The 17,948-nt window shown below is 41.7% G+C and carries 19 protein-coding genes; 11 read left to right on the top strand and 8 right to left on the bottom strand.

Annotated features, from left to right (window positions below; all coding sequences use genetic code 11):
* The 4 genes from BM021_RS10040 to BM021_RS10030 all read left to right on the top strand — a co-directional run.
* Window positions 1–241, top strand: a 241-nt coding sequence (locus tag BM021_RS10040) for a transposase (protein WP_143074325.1), incomplete at its 5' end; no start/stop codon positions are given.
* A 174-nt stretch (window positions 242–415) separates the two neighbouring features.
* Window positions 416–559: a hypothetical protein gene (locus tag BM021_RS15550; RefSeq protein ID WP_177186354.1), complete on the top strand. Its 144-nt coding sequence runs from the start codon at window positions 416–418 to the stop codon at window positions 557–559.
* Between the two features lie 93 nt (window positions 560–652).
* Window positions 653–853 carry a hypothetical protein gene (locus BM021_RS15260; RefSeq protein ID WP_143074324.1) on the top strand — a complete coding sequence of 67 codons (201 nt, stop codon included), beginning with the start codon at window positions 653–655 and terminating at the stop codon, window positions 851–853.
* Window positions 854–1,436: 583 nt separating this feature from the next.
* Complete coding sequence (locus BM021_RS10030) at window positions 1,437–2,627, top strand: DesA family fatty acid desaturase (RefSeq protein ID WP_090720903.1); 1,191 nt, start codon at window positions 1,437–1,439, stop codon at window positions 2,625–2,627.
* A gap of 71 nt (window positions 2,628–2,698) precedes the next feature.
* On the opposite strand, the gene rpmG is transcribed toward BM021_RS10030, so the two are convergent.
* The 3 genes from rpmG to radC form a co-directional block, all read right to left on the bottom strand.
* Complete coding sequence (gene rpmG, locus BM021_RS10025) at window positions 2,699–2,854, bottom strand: 50S ribosomal protein L33 (RefSeq protein WP_090720902.1); 156 nt, start codon at window positions 2,852–2,854, stop codon at window positions 2,699–2,701.
* A 40-nt stretch (window positions 2,855–2,894) separates the two neighbouring features.
* A complete protein-coding gene (rpmB, locus tag BM021_RS10020) occupies window positions 2,895–3,131 on the bottom strand; it encodes a 50S ribosomal protein L28 (RefSeq protein WP_090720901.1) in 237 nt (78 codons plus the stop codon).
* A gap of 165 nt (window positions 3,132–3,296) precedes the next feature.
* Complete coding sequence (gene radC / locus BM021_RS10015; protein ID WP_090720900.1) at window positions 3,297–3,971, bottom strand: RadC family protein; 675 nt, start codon at window positions 3,969–3,971, stop codon at window positions 3,297–3,299.
* Window positions 3,972–4,172: 201 nt separating this feature from the next.
* On the opposite strand from radC, the gene coaBC reads away from it, so the two are divergent.
* From coaBC to BM021_RS10000, 3 genes are read left to right on the top strand one after another with little or no spacing between them, the layout of a single operon-like run.
* Window positions 4,173–5,375 (top strand): bifunctional phosphopantothenoylcysteine decarboxylase/phosphopantothenate--cysteine ligase CoaBC, encoded by a 1,203-nt coding sequence (coaBC, locus tag BM021_RS10010; protein ID WP_090720899.1) that lies wholly within the window; start codon window positions 4,173–4,175, stop codon window positions 5,373–5,375.
* Between the two features lie 23 nt (window positions 5,376–5,398).
* On the top strand, window positions 5,399–5,848 hold the full coding sequence (gene dut, locus BM021_RS10005) for a dUTP diphosphatase (RefSeq protein WP_090720898.1): 450 nt from the start codon (window positions 5,399–5,401) through the stop codon (window positions 5,846–5,848).
* A 38-nt stretch (window positions 5,849–5,886) separates the two neighbouring features.
* The gene (locus BM021_RS10000) at window positions 5,887–6,291 is read left to right on the top strand and encodes a DUF192 domain-containing protein (protein WP_256207871.1); all 405 of its coding nucleotides are present in this window, start codon (window positions 5,887–5,889) and stop codon (window positions 6,289–6,291) included.
* A gap of 9 nt (window positions 6,292–6,300) precedes the next feature.
* Here the strand turns inward: BM021_RS10000 and ffh are convergent, their stop codons facing one another.
* Window positions 6,301–7,650, bottom strand: coding sequence for a signal recognition particle protein (gene ffh / locus BM021_RS09995; RefSeq protein ID WP_090720897.1), 1,350 nt, complete (start codon window positions 7,648–7,650; stop codon window positions 6,301–6,303).
* A gap of 140 nt (window positions 7,651–7,790) precedes the next feature.
* On the opposite strand from ffh, the gene BM021_RS09990 reads away from it, so the two are divergent.
* Together BM021_RS09990 and BM021_RS09985 are read left to right on the top strand one after the other, a co-directional pair.
* Window positions 7,791–8,630 (top strand): cytochrome C assembly family protein, encoded by an 840-nt coding sequence (locus BM021_RS09990; RefSeq protein WP_090720896.1) that lies wholly within the window; start codon window positions 7,791–7,793, stop codon window positions 8,628–8,630.
* A 189-nt stretch (window positions 8,631–8,819) separates the two neighbouring features.
* On the top strand, window positions 8,820–9,599 hold the full coding sequence (locus tag BM021_RS09985; protein ID WP_256207870.1) for an SH3 domain-containing protein: 780 nt from the start codon (window positions 8,820–8,822) through the stop codon (window positions 9,597–9,599).
* A 10-nt stretch (window positions 9,600–9,609) separates the two neighbouring features.
* On the opposite strand, the gene BM021_RS09980 is transcribed toward BM021_RS09985, so the two are convergent.
* Window positions 9,610–11,268 (bottom strand): sensor domain-containing diguanylate cyclase, encoded by a 1,659-nt coding sequence (locus BM021_RS09980; protein ID WP_256207869.1) that lies wholly within the window; start codon window positions 11,266–11,268, stop codon window positions 9,610–9,612.
* Between the two features lie 263 nt (window positions 11,269–11,531).
* Window positions 11,532–11,957 carry a group III truncated hemoglobin gene (locus BM021_RS09975; protein ID WP_090720893.1) on the bottom strand — a complete coding sequence of 142 codons (426 nt, stop codon included), beginning with the start codon at window positions 11,955–11,957 and terminating at the stop codon, window positions 11,532–11,534.
* Window positions 11,958–12,127: 170 nt separating this feature from the next.
* On the opposite strand from BM021_RS09975, the gene BM021_RS09970 reads away from it, so the two are divergent.
* On the top strand, window positions 12,128–13,738 hold the full coding sequence (locus BM021_RS09970) for an NAD-dependent malic enzyme (RefSeq protein ID WP_090720892.1): 1,611 nt from the start codon (window positions 12,128–12,130) through the stop codon (window positions 13,736–13,738).
* Between the two features lie 4 nt (window positions 13,739–13,742).
* Here BM021_RS09970 and serB read toward each other — a convergent pair whose 3' ends face one another.
* Both serB and BM021_RS09960 read right to left on the bottom strand, forming a co-directional pair.
* Window positions 13,743–14,582 (bottom strand): phosphoserine phosphatase SerB, encoded by an 840-nt coding sequence (serB, locus tag BM021_RS09965; protein WP_090720891.1) that lies wholly within the window; start codon window positions 14,580–14,582, stop codon window positions 13,743–13,745.
* Window positions 14,583–14,608: 26 nt separating this feature from the next.
* Entirely contained in the window at window positions 14,609–16,084 is a 1,476-nt protein-coding gene (locus BM021_RS09960; RefSeq protein ID WP_090720890.1) for a GGDEF domain-containing protein, read from the bottom strand.
* A gap of 282 nt (window positions 16,085–16,366) precedes the next feature.
* Here BM021_RS09960 and BM021_RS09955 point away from each other — a divergent pair, with 282 nt between their 5' ends.
* Window positions 16,367–17,863, top strand: a complete 1,497-nt coding sequence (locus BM021_RS09955; protein WP_090720889.1) for a leucyl aminopeptidase — start codon at window positions 16,367–16,369, stop codon at window positions 17,861–17,863.
* Window positions 17,864–17,948 lie beyond the last annotated feature (85 nt).

Raw genomic sequence — 17,948 nt, 5'->3', positions numbered from 1 at the left:
GGTCAAGAACAAACCACTAACGCAACGACAATTACAACGCAATAGCCTGATTGCCAAAGTTCGCTACGTGGTAGAACGAACCTTCGGCAGCCAGGCACGATGGTTCGGATCCAAGGTACTGCGTTATCGCGGTAACGCCAAAGCACATGCTTGGCATATTTTACCAGCCATAGCCTACAACCTGAAAAGATTGCCAAAATTGTATGTCGACAAGCAAATACAGGCACAATCATGGGAATAATCCGCCCGTCTAATCCGATAATGATCGGTTTGAAGCGATTATCCCTGGAATTTTTGCGAAAAGCTTACAAAAAGTACTTCATTGCTCACAAAAAAATCTGAACTGAATACGCTTCAGGTAAAGTTATGTTTTTGCAAAGGTCTCAGCGCATATGGAAGAATAATTTCAAAGTTTATGGCGCCAACGAAGTCTGGCAGCAGTTGTGAGAAGGCATTATTGCTGCTCGCTGCACGGCTGATGAAGAAACTTGGATTGCAAGGTGTCAGGCGCAGCAAACGATATTGGACAACCACTACAGAAGATTGCTTGCCCGGCTAACAGATAAAGTTAATCGGCAATTCGTGGTAACTCGGCCAAATCAATTGTAGATTGCGGACATTACATTTGTTGCGTTGTGGACAGAATTTGTTTATGTCGCTTTTATCACGGATGTTTTTGCACGGTTTATGGTTGGCGAGTCATGGCCATTGCATACTGATATGGTGTGGGATAGCATTGGAACAGGCATTGTGGGCACGGCGGGAAACCAAGGAACTGATCCATCATAGCGAGACAGTAAGAATACGTGTGCCAGATTTCAATAATTGGTTGACTCAACCATTGAATAAGTAATTATCTGAGTTCTGGTGCCATAAGAGTTGCCTCGTTTCCTGACCTCCACAGCGATCGATCGTCATTTGTATCATTCTTCGAATTGCTGGGATAATAGTATAGCATCGATGGGAGCTTGAGAAACAGGAACGGGTGTAGTGGCGCCCTTATCAACTCGATATGAAGCTTAGCAGGATATATTGAGTTACGTTCCTATGTTCTAAACAGCCATTACCTAATTCTTAATTCAATAATAGAAGTCCAATCTAATTTGGAACCGAAATGGTAGAACTTAAAAAGTCGCTTAGCTGGATTGTTACAAAGTGCCTGACCAAGTCAATCCAGGCATTTTCCTAAGTCTGAGATTTTGATTTTTCAAAGATTCATCTGGGAAACTTTAAGCAGGTAATAAGAGTAATATTTCCTTTCTATCAGGCGTTAGTATAAAATTTTAATGCTAAAAAATAACAGACCAAATACTTAATGTACAGTAAATGGGGTTTTAAATTATTAGTATGTTTATTGAATTTGATGGTTAAGAATTAGTCTATTTTTATTCGAGTAGGTTTGTACCTTAGCGGGTCTTTAAAAGGATAGTAATTATATGATTTCTGATTTTCTTACTTTAATCTCCGGTGTAATTGATATGCCGTGGTGGGGGTATATCGTTGTTACCCTGGTTCTTACGCATATTACAATTGCTTCTATCACAATTTATCTTCATCGTCATTCAGCGCATAGGGCGCTGGAATTACATGCGATACCCAGCCATTTTTTCCGCTTTTGGCTGTGGCTGACCACTGGAATGGTTACCAAGCAATGGACTGCAGTTCATCGCAAGCATCATGCGAAATGCGAAACCAAGGATGATCCGCATAGCCCAGTTATTGTGGGTATTAAGAAAGTTTTAAGCGAAGGCTCAGAACTTTATAGAATGGAGGCAAAGAACGAAGATACCCTGAAACGGTATGGATATGGTACGCCTGATGATTGGCTTGAGCGTAATATTTATAGTAAATATAGCGCAAAAGGTGTTGCCTTGATGCTGATTATTGATGTGATTCTGTTTGGTCCGATCGGTATTACAATGTGGGCGGTGCAAATGATGTGGGCGCCGGTTTTTGCTGCAGGCATTATTAACGGTGTTGGCCACTATTGGGGATATCGTAATTTTCAGGCAGAAGATGCCAGTCGGAATATCGTACCTTGGGGTATTTTAATTGGGGGTGAGGAATTGCATAATAATCACCATGCTTATGCAACATCAGCGCGGCTATCCAATAAATGGTATGAATTCGATATTGGCTGGTTATATATCCGTATTCTGGAAATGGTTGGATTGGCAAAAGTCAAAAAAATTGCGCCCAAATTACGCATCGATAGGGAAAAAACTCAGTGCGATTCAGATACATTGCAAGCTGTTATTTCTCATCGCTATGAAGTGCTTGCGAAATATACCAAATCGTTGAAAGAAACTTTTGCAAAAGAAATCATTTACTTAAGAGAGGCTACCGCACAATATGGCGTAGATAAATCTACTTTAAAGCGTTGGATTCTGGCTGACTCAAAAACGCTGCTTGAGCATGAACGTGAAAAACTTAATCAAGTGCTAAGTAAAGCCAAAACACTGGATAAAGTTTATACCATGCGTGACGAATTAGCTGGAATCTGGCAACGTTCTACCGCATCAACCGAAGAGCTGGTTAAGGAGTTGGAAGATTGGTGCCGACGTGCAGAGGAAAGCGGTATCGAAGTATTGAGAGCCTTTTCTCAGCGATTACGTTGTTATGCTTAAGGGTTAATAACAGAAATATAGCTAAAAAAACCCGCTTCGGCGGGTTTTTTTATTGACTAGCTTATAGCCATTTATTTGAGCTTTGTTTCTTTATATTTGACATGCTTTCGTGCAACAGGATCAAATTTCATTAATTCCATTTTCTCGGGATTCGCACGTTTATTTTTAGTGGTTGTATAGAAATGGCCTGTTCCAGCCGAAGATTCAAGCTTGATTTTTTCACGCATGTTAATGATTCCTTAACTTATACTTACCTTAATGACTCTCTTAGATGCTTTTGCTTTTCGAATGCATTTTAGCCAATACTGCATCAATACCATTCTTATCTATTGTGCGTAATGCAGCATTCGTTAATCTTAAGCTAATCCAGCGATTTTCACTTTCAACCCAGAACTTGCGGCGTTGCAGATTAGGCAAAAAACGTCGTTTGGTTTTGTTATTTGCGTGAGAAACATTGTGACCGGACATGGGTTTTTTGCCGGTTATTTCACATACTCGTGCCATAGTAGCGCACTCCAGAATTCTTGAAAAAAGATAATTATATCCTGATTTAAGACATTTACTCAAATGTAACTGTCTATATAACTATTTCTACTGGACGAAAATATTTATCAATGACAGATGCTACTCTTATTCTCTAAAATAGCATTCTTATTTATGCGCTTGTACTCAGATTAAATCATGTTCGGCAAATGAAAGGGTAGTGCCGTTCCCCACAATAAAGTGGTCCAATACTTTGACATCAATCAGAGCCAACGCCTGTTTCAGAGATTGCGTAAGTATTTTGTCAGCATGGCTGGGTTCTGCGACGCCTGATGGGTGATTATGCGCAAAGATTATCGCGGCTGCATTATGGTATAAGGCGCGCTTGACGACTTCTCTTGGATAAACGCTGGCTTGGGTTAGTGTGCCACTAAACAGTTCTTCAGTAGCAATGGTGTGATTCTTGGCATCCAGAAAAATACCAATAAAGATTTCATGTTGTTTATTTGCTAAACTTAAACGTAGAAAATCTCGAACCAAATCAGGTGAGGTCATCGCATTGCCGCTTTTTAATTCTTCACCCAGTGCACGGCGGGCCATTTCTAAGACAGCTTGCAGTTGTGTATATTTTGCGATACCCATCCCTGGTAATTGACAGAAACTGGTCTGACTGGCTGCAAATATATTAGTGAGACTGCCAAAATGCGTGAGTAATTCCCGTGCGAGATCTACTGCGCTTTTTCCCGTTATGCCGGTGCGCAGGAATATGGCCAGCAGCTCTGTATCTGAAAGGGCGGTAACGCCTTTCTTCAATAGCTTTTCACGCGGTCGTTCGGATATCGGCCAGTTTGTAATCGCCATAAGTGAATAACCCAGTCATGTAAAATAAGGCTGTGTCGCAATTAAAAATAATACGGAGCTACTTTTTTTTAATTTCACTATAGCGGCATCAATGCAGTCATATTGAGTAAAATAAGCAATGAGGGTGCTTATGAGGAGATATTTATTTTTGCTGAATCAATCTATTGATTTGATTAAGCTTGTTCAGAACGATTTTTTAATATGACAACAGGTGCATCTCATGTATTAAAAAAACGTCTGTTGCTTGGCATAACAGGCGGAATAGCTGCTTATAAAGCGGCCGAATTGGCGCGCCTCTTAACTCAGGGTGGAATTGATGTGCAGGTGGTGATGACGCAATCTGCCTGTCGTTTTGTCGGGCCGGTGACTTTTCAGTCACTGACAGGTAATCCGGTTTATTCCGATTTATGGGAAACTAATGCCGCTCAGAATATGGCGCATATTAATTTATCCCGCACTGTTGATATGATTCTGGTGGCACCAGCCAGTGCGGATTTTATTGCAGGACTTGCCCATGGTTTGGCGGATAGTCTATTAGCGACATTATGCCTGGCACGGGATTGTTCACTCATGATAGCACCTGCTATGAATCGGCAAATGTGGGAAAATCCTGCCACACAGCGTAATTTAACGATGCTACGGCTAGATGGGATAAAAATAATAGGTCCAGCCAGTGGTGAGCAAGCCTGTGGTGAAATAGGAATAGGGCGTATGGTGGAAGCCAGCGTGCTGGCTGAGACGGTGCAAGCCGCTTTTCAAACTAGCAGCTCGCTAGAAAGCAAAAATGTTTTGGTGACAGCCGGACCAACCTTTGAGGCGATTGATGCTGTGCGTGGCATCACCAACAAGAGTTCCGGAAAAATGGGATATGCCATTGCCCAGGCAGCAGTGGAAGCGAATGCAAAGGTAACGCTTGTTTCCGGCCCCACCTGTTTGGCACCGCCAGCAGTAGATAAACTTATTCATGTCGTAAGTGCAGACGATATGCTACATGCTGTGCAGGCAGAAATCTCAGAAACCGATATCTTTATCAGCGTCGCTGCTGTTGCCGATTATCGGGTGGCAAAAATCAGCTCGCGTAAGATTAAGAAATCTGATAAAAAATTTTCCGTCGAACTGATACCAAATCCAGATATTCTGCTGGCTGTAGCCAGTTTGCCAAGGCCACCTTTTTGTGTTGGTTTTGCAGCAGAAACAGAGGATCTTGAGAAGAATGCAGAAATGAAGCGTCGTAAGAAGAATCTGCCTTTGTTGGTTGCCAATTTAGCGCAAGATGCTATCGGTTCCGACGAAAGTGAGCTGATTTTACTGGATGATACTGGTAAGCATGTACTTCCCAAGGCATCTAAGACGGAACAGGCACGGCTTTTGATAAAGCATATCAGCTTACTTTACAAGCGATAGAAGAAAATACTGACCTTGAGCATATGAAAAAAATTGATATTAGAATTCTCGATGAACGTTTAAATGAGCAATTTCCAAGCTACGCAACACCGGGTTCAGCCGGTCTGGATCTGCGCGCCTGTATTGAGCAGCCTGTTACCATCAACCCAGGAGAAACCAGTCTCATTCCTACCGGAATCGCAGTGCATCTTGCCGATACGGGATTAGCTGCGTTGGTATTGCCACGCTCTGGGTTAGGCCATAAGCATGGGATTGTACTGGGAAATCTGGTCGGTTTAATTGATTCTGATTATCAAGGGCAAATTCTGGTTTCCTGCTGGAACCGGGGGCAGGCATCTTTCCATCTTAATCCACTCGAACGGATTGCGCAGCTCGTGGTAGTTCCTGTCATACAAGTTGAATTCAACAAAGTGGATAGTTTTGATCAAAGCCATCGGGGGGGAAATGGCTTTGGCAGTACGGGTAAGCATTGATGCGTTGTCTGAGAGTAACTTTAGCTTCTTTGATGGTAATGGCTTATGCAAATGTCAACGCCTTAGAATTAAGTATTCTGTCATTGGAAATATCCGGGTATGTCATTTCTGCAGAAGTGGCACATACCCAATTATCCCGCTCGCAAGGGTTGATGTATCGGGAATCATTAGAAGAAAATTCAGGTATGCTGTTTATTTTTCCTCATGCAGGTCACTATAGCATGTGGATGCAAAATACCTATATTCCTTTGAGTGTTGCTTTTATTGATGAACAGGGTGTCATTCTGAATATTGTCGATATGCAACCGCAAACCAGAACTGCACATGATTCAGCGGGCATGGCGAAATATGCACTTGAAATGAATAGAGGTTGGTTTTCAGCAAGAAAAATCGCTGCAGGTGCCCGAGTCGTTGGGCTGGAGAAGGCGCCTGCAGCCAACTGAAAATAGATATTAATGTACGCGAGGGAGCATTCCCTTCAATCCGCGCATCATTTTGGCTATTCCACCTTTATTCATCATCTTCATCATTTTCCGGGCTTGTTCGAACTGAGCCAGTAGGCGATTAACTTCCTGCACGGAAACGCCGGCGCCTGCTGCGATTCTTCGTTTGCGTGAAGCCTTGAGGAGCTCAGGTTTGGCGCGTTCCTGCTTTGTCATCGAATTAATAATGCCTTCCGTCCGATTGATTAGCTTGTCGTCCACTTTTACACTTTGTGCTGCTTGGCTTAACTGGGCAGGTAATTTATCCATCAAGGCACTCATACCTCCCATGTTGCGCATTTGCTGAAACTGTGCCTTGAAATCATCGAGGTCAAATGCCTTGCCCGATTTCATTTTCTTAATCAGTTTCTCAGCTTCTTGCTGATCGGCACTGCGTTGTGCTTCTTCAATCAAGCCGAGCACGTCACCCATTCCTAAAATACGTGAAGCCATCCGATCGGGATGAAATGCTTCCAGGCCAGTTAATTTCTCTGCAACCCCAGCGAATTTAATCGGTTTTCCCGTGATATGTTTAATTGATAATGCCGCCCCACCACGCGCATCGCCATCGAGTTTGGTGAGTATGACGCCGGTTAGGGGTAATGCATCGGAAAAAGCTTTGGCTGTATTAACCGCATCCTGTCCTTGCATGGCATCTACAACAAATAAAGTTTCAACGGGTTTTAACAGTGCTTCAAGCTCGCTGATTTCCTGCATCATGGCTTCATCAATACCTAACCGGCCTGCAGTATCCACGATCATGACATCATGATGATGTCTGCGTGCGTAATCCAAACCAGCTGTAGCGATTTCTCCCGGTTTCTGGCCGTCTTTAACGGGGAAAAAGTCTGCTCCTGTTTGATTAGCCAGAAGTTCCAGCTGATGTATAGCAGCCGGACGATAGATATCACATGAGACTAATAGTACTTTCTTTTTCTTTTGTTCCATTAACCACTTTGCCAGCTTGCCGCTACTGGTGGTTTTGCCGGCGCCTTGTAATCCGGCCATGAGGATAATGGCAGGTGGCACTGTAGAGAGATTAAGATCAGCCTTTTCTCCACCCAGAATAGTAATGAGCTCCTGATGAACAACACCCACTAAAGCTTGGCCTGGTGTGAGACTGGTCATTACTTCATGACCAATGGCTTTTTCTTTGATACGTGCGATGAAATCTTTAACTACCGGTAAAGCCACATCAGCTTCCAGCAATGCCAGGCGAATTTCGCGCAATGCTTGCTGGATATTGCTTTCAGTAATTCTTGCTTCACCACGTAATGTTTTAATGACACCGGCGAGTCGACCGGTTAAATTATCAAACATATTTTAAATCCCGAAAAATAGATAGATGTAGAGTAGTGTGAGGACGCAAAATTAAATATTATCTAGGTCGGCACTTGAATTTGTTGACGTGCCATGTAGACTAAACAGTTCTTTCTGTTTTTAAAAAATTCATGATATCCATGACCAGCATTTTAACTTATCTCACAGCTTTTTTGCTTTACATACTGGTCGGCTGGTATTTCTGGAGAAATACGTGGAATCAATCGCCATTAACTGTTAATGGTCGTGAGTTCGTTACAGCTAAGTGGGTGCATTATGTCATGCTTATACCTTTAACGTTGCATGCCATAACGCTATACCAGTCAATATTTGTTGGCGCAGGGCTTAGTTTTGGTTTAGGTAATGCGATTTCATCCATTATCTGGTTGACAGCATTTATTTATTGGTTCTCAGGATTTTTCAGTCGCTTGCAAGGGTTGCAAACCTTAGTTGCACCCATTGCAGCAGCAGCGGCAATTGCGATTTTATTACCTGTGGTTTTTCCATCTTCCCGGCCTCTTGAAAATACGGAATTACCGGCATTTAAAGCGCATTTATTAGTGGCTTTGATGGCTTATAGCCTATTAACCATCGCAGCGTTACATGCTTTGGTCATGACTGTAGTGGAACGCCATTTACATCATCCTGTGGCGCACTCTATACTGACAAATCTACCGCCACTTTTGGCGATGGAAAAATTATTATTTCGGATTATCTGGGTTGGATTTGTTCTACTTACTCTGACACTGCTAAGTGGTATCGTTTTTTCAAAAGAAGTGTTTGGTCAGCCACTTACATTCTCACATAAAACTCTGTTTGGCATTACCTCCTGGGTGGTATTTGCTGCATTACTGATTGGCAGGCAGCTTTACGGATGGCGGGGCAGGATAGCTATTCGCTGGACATTAACCGGATTTGTAACATTACTGCTTGCTTATATTGGCAGCAAGTTTGTATTGGAAATTATACTAAACCGTTAGTTGTGCTTGTTATTGTCCTATGATCTAGAGTTGCTAATGAATATTCTTAATAAAAATATAAGATTGTGTGACTGGGCTAACCGGCATTAATTTATAGTTGCTAATAGCTAATAATAAGTGATGAGAAAAATTACAACCCAGTACGTGCTTAATAGTTTATGGAGAAAGAGGATGAAGAGATTAAGGCCATTGACACAAGCAACACCTTTTTTCCCATTTAAAATTTCTAACTTAGCAGTGTATTCAGCTTTTTTCTTATGTGCTTTAAATTTGGTTGGGTGTGCTACAAAAGAACCGGTAGCTGATCCACTTGTTGGACAAGAGCCAGCACCAACGCCTCAATATGAAGATTTGAGAAATGAAATTGCGCGCCTGGAAAAAATAATTGTCGAAAAGGACGAGTTAATCAAGAATCAGAAAATTCGTCAGCAAAGCCAGGCTCATGTTCTCCGAGAGGCTAATAAGGAAGCTACTCGTACCCAGGTTAAATTACATCGGTTAGCTACAAAACCGAGCACAGCTTCTGCTATTGCAGAGGTGGAAGCTGCTTTAGAACATTTGAAACAAACAAAAACTTCCTCTTTTGATCAAATATTACGAATCCAAGCACAACGGCTATTAGAGACAGCGACACTGTTTTACTCAAAAGATCAGTATGTGGCTGCTATGAATCATGTATCACAAGCAAATAATTTTATTGCTTTAATAGTAGATCAGAATCGTAAGAGAGTGACACAAGTAGATTATTCTCTGCTTGAGTTTCACATGCCGATGAGATTACGCACCATTAAGAATGTTTTTTTACGTAAAGAACCGAATCAATATGCTCAAGTTTTAACTACGCTGAAAAAAGATACCTTATTGACGGCAAGCGCAAATCAAGGACCTTGGCTACGGGTTCAGACTGATAAGAATCAAGGTTGGGTACTTAATACCATGCTTGAAATAGAAGAAAATCGCAATCCATAATATTGTTGCACTATGCTGCGCTAGGCTTGGGTTGTATACAGTAAGCTTGGTTGCGCCCTGCATGTTTAGCTTCATAGAGTGCACTATCGACTCTCGAGAGTAGGATGGTCAATGAAGTATCTTCTGGTTCACTTTGTATGACACCGATACTTAAAGTTACTTTAATTGTTTTGTTAATTGCATTGCAATAGATATTGGCCGTGTGAGACCGTATACGCTCGGCCGTTTTTATTGCTTCGTCAACTGTCGTTTCAGTTAGAATAATAATAAATTCATCACCACCGTATCGAGCGGCAAAATCCACACTTCGAATACAATGAAAGATCTTTTTGGCTACCGCAGTCAATATTTCATCGCCAGCGATATGCCCTAAGCTATCATTGAGCGTTTTAAAATGATCAACATCAATCATAAGTACGGCAAACGGTCGTTTGTTACGTGCATAGCGAGCGAGTTGATCGTTAATAATTAGATTAAGCTTGTTACGATTATAAAGCCCAGTAAGACTGTCTGTTATTGACAGAGTTTCCAACAATTGATTTTTCAATTGCATAGCAGTGCTGGCTGCATTAATTTCAGCTTGATTCTGGCGCAGCTTATCAGTCATTTGATTAAACATGAGGGTAAGCTGACCCATTTCATTACGTTGTGTAATAGCTAATTCGACATTAAGATCTCCTTTTACGATTTTCTTAGTCGCATGAATTAATTTTTCCAGAGGAACAACAATGCCATGACCCATTCTAAAGGCGATTGTGGCTACTATGAAAAGGATCACGCTAATTAAGCTGATAAATAAGTTACGTTGCTGCTTCCAAGCGGCATATACGGACTCATAACTTCTACTCGCGATGATGGTGATAGGTGGTTTGTCTGCCATATAGGCTAAGCCAATCACTTTTTCTTGAAATAATCCTGGGAAGATTTCAGATTCACCTGGTTTATCTTGTAATTGGCGTAGTATTGCGGGGTCAAGTGACACAGCATTGCCAGCAACAGGCATTAAGATATTACTGGCCAACATGATATGGCCCTTTTTATCCAACAAAAGAACTTCACCTGGTGGTGATTTTACGGAATCTTTTAAACTTGATTGAATATTACGTAAATCAAACGTTACGATCAGAGCGCCCAAAATAAAATCATCAATCGATAATACCGGAACGGAAATACTTAGTGTTGCAGTTGCGAAATGTGGGTTCCAGTGAGGTGGAACAATCACACTTCCTTGGGTTGATGCACTTTCTGGCCAATTTTTTGGAAGTGATACTGGGGTAGGTGATGCCATATTACTAGCAATTACTTCACCTTCTGTATCAATTACCATTAACTCTAGCACCGTGTCTAATTTCTTATGCACAGATTTCAGGTAGTGTTCTAAAATTTTCTGGTGTGCTAAGAATTTATTTTCTGAAGATTGATTTGTTAAAGAAGATAGCCCTTCAATAAGAATCTTTGATGTGGAAAGCTCTCGAGCAATATAAATTTGATCTTTAGTCCATAAATCTAATTCACGGCTAGCATGATTTGCCAAAGCCCGTAGCTCACGTGTTACGTTTTCGCTGATCATCGTTTCGTTTTGTCGAAACGAGAGTATTCCTAATCCTAATGAAGGAATTAAGGTAGCGAAGACAGAAAAAATAATAATTTTGCTTTTTATGCTTTTCAATGCAAATATCCTCTTATGACAAAAGAATATTACAGTGCTGTCCGTATAAAAACCTAACTAAATAAGGATATTTTATTATCCCTTTTTATTTTTGATCTTGTAAGGCTAAAACCTTCGCCCTTTAAGGCGAAGGCTGACTAGAAAAGCTGAATTGATTATGGAATGGCGCAGCCAGAGTAATAAGCTGCGCACTTTTTATCTAGCTATGCTAAATATTTATATGCTTGAGTACTGAAGTGTGCATAAACACTCAGCTAATTAAATTAAACAATACGAAGCGCTACTGGTTGATGATCGGGGTAATTACTCATTTGATAACCCTGCCATAATCTGGTTGCAATAAATGCAGCAATTGCATTGGCATGTTGCTGCAGATGCGGGTTGCCAAGCTCTTCAGTGGTTTGTTTGAAAATTTGCAGCCAACGCTCAAATAGCCCGGCTGTAAGTTCTGGCAATGCAATATGCTTAGGCATGGGTGCTCCACGGAATCGGCTGGTTCCACGCAACTGAGCAGACCAGAAATTAGTCATTTGCACAAAGTGTGCATCCCAATCAATCACATGTGCTTCAAAAATGGGACCTAGCGAAGGATCTTTTCTAGCTTTTGCATAAAAGGTGTGAACAAGTTTTGTAATTTCTTCTTCAGTATATAAACTTGGATCGGGTGTTGAAAATGGAGATTGATTCATATTGTTATATTTTTGGACAATTCTTCTAAATAACTAACGACGAACAAACGTTCGAAGCATTTTTCAGACAAGTAAGTTTATCTTTCGTTCCTCGAATTGTCCAATTATGAATTAATTTGGACCATTTGATACCAATAAACATAAAAATTATGTAGGTGAGGGAAATTTGCATGAAAAATTTATATGGAAAGGCGCTGTTGACTGATCCAGCGCTTACTAAATCAACAGCATTTACGCGAGAAGAACGCGAACATTATAGTCTGCGCGGGCTGCTCCCTTATGATGTCACAAGTATTGATCAACAAATAGAACGCGTACTAGGCAGTATGCGTTGCAAAAGTAGTGCTATTGAAAAATATATTTTTTTGAATGCATTGCTGGAGCGTAATCAACGGCTTTTTTATCGGACAATGATTGATCATATTGAAGAGGTTATGCCTTTGGTTTATACCCCGACAGTGGGTGAAGCGTGCAAAGAGTTTGCTCACATTTTTAGGAAACCGCAGGGATTTTATATTACTCCTGAAGATCGCGGAGAGATTGCAACAATTTTAAAAAATTGGCCTGAAGAAGATGTACGGGTGATTGTTGTGACAGATGGTGAGCGGATTCTGGGTTTAGGGGATTTAGGTGCCAACGGCATGGGTATTCCAATTGGTAAGGTTGCTCTGTATGTAGCCTGTGCTGGTATTAATCCAGCACAATGCATGCCGATCATGCTTGATGTGGGCACTAATAATGTATCTTTGCGCGAAGATCCGCTATATCTCGGCTATCCCTATTCACGGATTACTGGGGAAGCTTACCATTCCCTGGTGGATGAATTTGTCAAAGCCGTTCAATTTCGCTTTCCGCATGCATTGATACAGTTTGAGGATTTTTCAACACCCCATGCATTTGAATTTTTAGACCGTTACAGCAGGCAGGTACGCTGTTTTAATGATGATATACAGGGCACAGCGGCGGTTACCTTGGCAGGTATCTATAGTTCATGTCGTATTACCGGGAAGAAATTCGCTGATCTGAATATCATGTTTCTAGGTACGGGCTCTGCGGCATGTGGTGCAGCGGAATTGATGGTAGATGCATTTTGTGCAGCGGGATTCAGCAAATCACAAGCACAGAAACGGCTGTGGTTTATCGATAGAAAAGGATTAGTGGTCTCAAAAAACGAAAATATCAGACCGCGCATCAAACCTTTTGCCCATGAATATCCCGCCTGCAGTTTTGTTGATGCCATCAGGAACATCAGGCCTGATGTACTCATTGGTGCCACTGGTGTGGCAGGGACATTTAATGAGGCCGTTGTGCGTGAAATGGCTGCTGTAAATGAGCATCCGGTTATTATTGCCTTATCGAATCCGACTTCGCATACGGAATGCACTGCCGAGCAGGCTTATCAATGGAGTGATGGACGAGCTGTTTTCGCCAGCGGTAGCCCTTTCGATGCTGTGCAATACGGCAATAAATTATTCAAACCAGCTCAGGGTAACAATGCGTATATTTTTCCGGGTATCGGTTTAGGTGTCTATGCTAGTGCTGCGCGTCTTATCACACAAAGTATGTTTCTGTCTGCCGCCGAGGTGTTGGCAAATATTGTTACGGAGCAAGAAATTGATATGGGAGCGATTTACCCTGCGCTTACGCGCGTGCGTAAAGCATCACAGGCTATCGCAGTATCTGTCTGTCAAGTGGCAATTCGCGAAGGATTAGCCAGTACCAAATTACCTGACGATTTGAATAGTTATGTTAGCTCACTGATGTATGATCCAAGTTACTAATAACTTAGCGGAATAAGTTGATGACGCCATCCAGGCCTACATGATCAATTGAATAAGTTGCATGATCTTTTACGATCGGTTTGGCGTGGTAAGCAATGCTAACCCCAGCTTCAGCCATCATATCCAGATCATTGGCACCATCGCCAATAGCAATAATCTGTTCACGTTGAATGCCCAATTTATCGCGGACTTGCCTTAATACTTGCGCTTTTCCTTGTCGACCAAGAATTTCACCCACTACTTTTCCGGTCAGTTTCTCATTGGCAATTTCCAATACATTAGCAGCTGCATAATCGAATTCCAGTTTCTCTTGAATGCGATCCGTAAAAAATGTGAACCCTCCTGAAATCACCATTGTCTTTAAGCCGGATATTTTAGCTTGTTGTAGCATTTTTTCAGCGCCCGGATTAAGACAGACACGCTCATCATAAACTTTCTGTAAGGCATCTTGATGCAATCCTTGCAGAAGTAAGGTGCGACGTGTGAGACTTTCTTCAAAACTTATTTCACCTCGCATGGTTTGCTGTGTAATTGCTGCTACTTGGGGTTTTATGTTGTTCATATCAGCAATTTCATCAATGGATTCTATGGCCAGGAGCGTTGAATCCATATCCATTGCGATCAATTTAAAATCAGAGAGATTGAGGTTAGAATTTACAAAAGCAAAATCCAATGCTACCTCAGCGCAATATTCCGCGATATCTTTCGTATCTTTGGTATAAGTGGCATTTGTCAATCGAAAGGCTTGGCCCGTAATTCGCTCAATCCCATCCGCACGGGAAAGTTTTGCGAGAGCCCGTAAGTCACTGTTATTAATTTCCAATCCTTGGATAATCAGATTCATGAGTTAGTTTTTAATTGTTCAAATGATCAGATGATAATAGAAGAGGTATCCGGACTCCACTCGATAATCTGGTTGCGACCAGCATGTTTGGCTGCATATAGCGCAGAGTCAGCCGCTTTAATCATGTCCAGTGGCGCTTGAAAATGTGCTGCGCCCTCATTATTGGAAGCAACACCAATAGAAGCAGTGATATGGATTGCATAGCGATCGTCAAGTTTATATTCAATTGCCGCAATCGCATCTTTTAAGCGGGATATGATAATTCTTGAAGCGGTAAGTGTTGTGCCTGGCAGAATCAAAGCAAATTCTTCACCGCCATATCGACTCAGGGTATCATCTTGACGGATCTGTGCAAAAATAGTGCGCACTACGGTGACTAAAAGAGAATCTCCTGCTAGATGTCCATAGGTATCATTGATTTGCTTAAAGTGATCAAGGTCGATAATGGCAATGGTCAAGGGTAGATTATATTGTGCAGATAGATGAAACTCGCGTCGCAGTGTTTCATCAAAATATACCCGGTTATAGGCACCCGTTAATCCATCGCGCTGAGATTTCTCCTCTAATTCTTTCATTCTCGAAAGATTATGAATCATCAGTAGTTCCTTGGCCTCAGCCAGAACTTCAGTCGCTTCGGAGTGATGAATATTGATGTCAAATAGCTCTTCAACAGATTTTAATCCGATCTCCATGAGCTGGATGACGTCTACAAGCGCAGTATTGTCGAGCGCGAGCCAATCTTGGGCTGCTTTTGTCAAAGCCGTCATTTTTTCGGCCTCTTGTGGGTAAAGAAAATACTCAGCTAAATAGCGAGATACAGCGACACAGGATTGTAAGTTTGGTCCTAAATCTTTAGGTTCTGGTTGGCTATGACTGGTAATACACGATAAAGCGATATAATCGGGGATATGCCATTTGTGCAGAAGCTCGTAACCCAATTCATCATGTCCAGCACCAAATGTTTCACGTTCTGTTTTAAGTAAAACATCGTGATCAGAAGTTGATGAAAAGATTTTGCCGTATTCTTCAGGCATGATGACTGAATAGGCCAGAATGCCAATATCTTGTACTAATCCGGCTAGAAATAGATCATCCAGGAAATTTAGCGCCAGCTTTTCTCCAAGTGCACGACAAGCAAGCGCAGATGTGATAGATCGGCGCCAGAAAATATCATTATCAAAAGCAGATTGTTTAGGCACGGGTTTTTTCATTAACGAATGGGTTAATGAGAAGGATAGCGCAATGACAATCACTGAGTGTGTGCCCAGTATGCTTACCGCCTGCCGAACATTTGTTGCAATCCGTCTTGATTTATATAAAGGTGTATTAGCTGTTTTAAGTAATTTTGCAGAAAGTACCGGATCCAATGAAATATATTGACAGACTGTCCTTATATCCGCATCAGGATCATTAGCCAGTTCGATAATTTTAATAGCGACTGCCGGCAGGCTGGGTAATGTCGTGCAATAATTTAGTCGCATTTTCAATTTATCATCAAGCACTTCGTTATCCTTACTATTAGATGATGCTTATATAATTGAAAAATTTATTATTTTGTTATTATAGTATAAAGATAGCGGCAGTTTGTAAGAATTGACCTTCTTGTTCCTAGTATATAAGGAAAGAAGTATTCATTTTTTCCAATTAAGCTGATGTTATGCTATCAAACTGTAATTGAGATAATTTTGATCGTTTGAAGCAGAGCAGTTATCAAAGAGCCAGCATATAGATGATGCATTGGTAAATGTCTGAAAGAAATATTTAAAAAAATAAAGGAGTCAGATGTGGAGTTTGGAATAAAAATAGGGACACCTGAAAAACAACGTGGAGCCTGTGTGGTAGTTGGTATTTTTGAATCAAAAAAGCTAACAGACTCAGCTAAAGTTCTGGATAAAGTTACCCAAGGATATATTAAAAACATTCTCGCACTCGGTGATATGGAGGGAAAGATGAACACTTCACTGATGCTGCATAATGTACCCAATACACTCTTTAAAAGAGTTTTGTTAGTTGGATTGGGTAAAGAGCAAGAATTCAAGGAAAAAGCGTTTCTGACTGCCATCAATACTGCTCTGAGCGCTTTGCAAAAAACAACAGCTACCGATGCAATGCTGTTTTTATCGGATTTCTCTGTCAACGGACGAACAAATGAATGGAAAGCGATGCAGATTGTCATTGCTGCAATCAGCAGCGGCTACCGGTTTGATCAACTTAAGAGCAAGCCGGACAACGACCAGAGCAGTTTGCGAAAGATAGTATTATGTATCGATGATCGTACGGAGTTAACTGCCTGTGAAGAATCTCTGCAACAGGGTATGGCTATTGCGCATGGCATGAGTCTGGCCAAAGATCTGGGCAATCTTGCACCGAATATTTGTACGCCCACCTATCTTGCCAAGCAAGCTAAGGATCTCGCCAAAACACATAAACTGAAGGTATCCATATTAGAAGAAAAAGACATGGAAAAGCTGGGCATGGGTTCTCTTCTGGCTGTTGCAAAAGGTACTGAGCAACCGGCGAAGCTAATTGTGCTGGAGTATCACGGATTAGGGAAAAAGGAAAATCCAATTGTTTTGGTAGGAAAAGGGATCACTTTTGATACCGGTGGTATTTCACTCAAGCCTGCCGCTGACATGGATGAGATGAAATTTGACATGAGCGGTGCTGCCAGTGTTTTAGGAACGCTACACGCTGTTGCTGAAATAAATTTGCCAATCAATGTGGTGGGAATAATTCCTACCACTGAGAATATGCCCAGTGGTAAAGCGACAAAGCCAGGTGATGTGGTAACCAGCATGTCTGGTCAAACCATTGAGATTTTGAATACCGATGCAGAAGGGCGGCTGATTCTATGTGATGCTTTAACTTACGCAGAACGTTATAACCCGAAAGTAGTGATTGATATTGCTACCTTGACGGGTGCTTGTGTGATTGCTCTAGGGAATTTCACGACCGGATTGATGAGTAATGATGACAAACTGGCCGAAGAATTGCTATCCGCCGGTGAGCAAGTCGGTGATCGCGCCTGGCGGTTACCTTTATGGGATGAATATCAGGACTTACTGAAAAGTAATTTTGCGGATATGGCCAATATCGGCGGACGAGCTGCAGGAACTATCACAGCGGCTTGTTTCTTGTCACGTTTTACTAAGAATTATCACTGGGCTCATTTGGATATCGCGGGTACCGCGTGGAAATCTGGCAAGGAGAAAGGCTCAACCGGCCGGCCTGTGCCGTTATTGACACAGTTTCTGATTACACAAGCTAAGGCAGCTAGCTAGCATCACTGTTAGTTTAATAATTAATTCATTCACTTATATTAAGAATCAATCAGCAATAACAGGTTTCTAGGCACGAACGATGTAG

It is taken from the genome of Nitrosomonas sp. Nm166 (genome assembly GCF_900112825.1).
Classification (GTDB): Bacteria; Pseudomonadota; Gammaproteobacteria; order Burkholderiales; family Nitrosomonadaceae; genus Nitrosomonas.
Note: the sequence above shows the minus strand (reverse complement) of the source record. Positions and strands in the feature narration are given on the sequence as shown.

What these genes read in the sequence shown, in the direction of transcription:
- BM021_RS09990 (WP_090720896.1), top strand. Translation starts at nt 7,791, where the DNA reads ATGACCAGCATTTTAACTTATCTCACAGCTTTTTTGCTTTACATACTG.
- BM021_RS09975 (WP_090720893.1), bottom strand. Translation starts at nt 11,957, where the DNA reads ATGAATCAATCTCCATTTTCAACACCCGATCCAAGTTTATATACTGAA.
- BM021_RS10030 (WP_090720903.1), top strand. Translation starts at nt 1,437, where the DNA reads ATGATTTCTGATTTTCTTACTTTAATCTCCGGTGTAATTGATATGCCG.
- radC (WP_090720900.1), bottom strand. Translation starts at nt 3,971, where the DNA reads ATGGCGATTACAAACTGGCCGATATCCGAACGACCGCGTGAAAAGCTA.
- BM021_RS15260 (WP_143074324.1), top strand. Translation starts at nt 653, where the DNA reads ATGTCGCTTTTATCACGGATGTTTTTGCACGGTTTATGGTTGGCGAGT.
- coaBC (WP_090720899.1), top strand. Translation starts at nt 4,173, where the DNA reads ATGACAACAGGTGCATCTCATGTATTAAAAAAACGTCTGTTGCTTGGC.
- dut (WP_090720898.1), top strand. Translation starts at nt 5,399, where the DNA reads ATGAAAAAAATTGATATTAGAATTCTCGATGAACGTTTAAATGAGCAA.
- BM021_RS09970 (WP_090720892.1), top strand. Translation starts at nt 12,128, where the DNA reads ATGAAAAATTTATATGGAAAGGCGCTGTTGACTGATCCAGCGCTTACT.
- BM021_RS10000 (WP_256207871.1), top strand. Translation starts at nt 5,887, where the DNA reads ATGGCTTATGCAAATGTCAACGCCTTAGAATTAAGTATTCTGTCATTG.
- BM021_RS15550 (WP_177186354.1), top strand. Translation starts at nt 416, where the DNA reads ATGGCGCCAACGAAGTCTGGCAGCAGTTGTGAGAAGGCATTATTGCTG.
- serB (WP_090720891.1), bottom strand. Translation starts at nt 14,582, where the DNA reads ATGAATCTGATTATCCAAGGATTGGAAATTAATAACAGTGACTTACGG.
- ffh (WP_090720897.1), bottom strand. Translation starts at nt 7,650, where the DNA reads ATGTTTGATAATTTAACCGGTCGACTCGCCGGTGTCATTAAAACATTA.
- rpmB (WP_090720901.1), bottom strand. Translation starts at nt 3,131, where the DNA reads ATGGCACGAGTATGTGAAATAACCGGCAAAAAACCCATGTCCGGTCAC.
- rpmG (WP_090720902.1), bottom strand. Translation starts at nt 2,854, where the DNA reads ATGCGTGAAAAAATCAAGCTTGAATCTTCGGCTGGAACAGGCCATTTC.